General features: G+C 30.2%; 2 pseudogenes. One reads left to right on the forward strand and one right to left on the reverse strand.

The features are described from left to right. A pseudogene (locus CP367_RS10505) lies at positions 1-132 on the forward strand (IS256 family transposase); the annotation flags it as partial. A gap of 124 nt (positions 133-256) precedes the next feature. On the opposite strand, the pseudogene CP367_RS10780 reads toward CP367_RS10505, so the two are convergent. After that, positions 257-979, reverse strand: a pseudogene (locus CP367_RS10780) (hypothetical protein); the annotation flags it as partial.

Below are 979 nucleotides of genomic sequence, written 5' to 3' on the forward strand. Positions count from 1 at the left end.
GAGTTTCCAACTGAACAGTCGCTTGATGCTTTTATTGGTATTCAGGCAATGAGCTACAATGACCGTTATTTCAATCGAATTCATAAAGGCTTCGGTCAGGTTCAGGACACCTTAGAATCCTACTTTGATTAAATAAATAATTAAAAAATCAATTTACGAGAAAGATCTATTTACACAAAAGATTTGACAGTCTCTTGTTATCTTTTGCAAATAACGGAAAACTTTTCATTTAATCAATTAATTAAATAAGTATTTTTTATTCATCTTCTTTGGATGTGGACTTATATAATACACTACTTGAATAATAGTCATTGTACATATCAGATATACCGTCTAACAAAAGATCACAAAGATTCTTTTGTGTTTTACCAGTATTATGATGATCTACAGAATTTCGTGCCATATATAGTAAATTAATAAAAGTAGCCTGTCTTGAGGTAATTTTAATGGGATTTTTTGTAAATAATCTCACATAATCCTGAGCAGTTGGATTTTTTGGAAATCCATGAAATATTCCTCTGTTTTTTTCATTTCTAAAACCATTCTTATCATAGTTTGTAAGAATAATTAACATTAAGTGCTCTAAGCAACTGCCTAGACCTGTAGCACATAAAAACCACTTTTCATTCTCGTAAGCAAAAAGGCATTGATTAAATTCATCTTCAAACTGACTATCATTTAAGCTCTCTAACATGTCTTTAAAATGATATCTATCGATAAAGAATCTTTGCTTTGTATTAGGAAAATCTGGAAAAGCCTCCACTAGTGTGGAATTTTCTTCCGCTTCTTGAGTCCTATCATACTCTTGATCTACCCACTTTTGTGCCCAATTTTCGAATAAGAAGTCGCCTTCTTCTTCTACTTTTTTAACATAACTAAAATTAGCAGAAGGAGTAATTATATTCGAACCTATAGATTTATTCAACAAATTATGACTATTTAACCATAAAAGCTTTTTTACGAGACTGTAAAATAGTTT

Source organism: Lactobacillus sp. UMNPBX16 (assembly GCF_002553775.1).
In the GTDB taxonomy this organism is placed as follows: domain Bacteria; phylum Bacillota; class Bacilli; order Lactobacillales; family Lactobacillaceae; genus Lactobacillus; species Lactobacillus crispatus.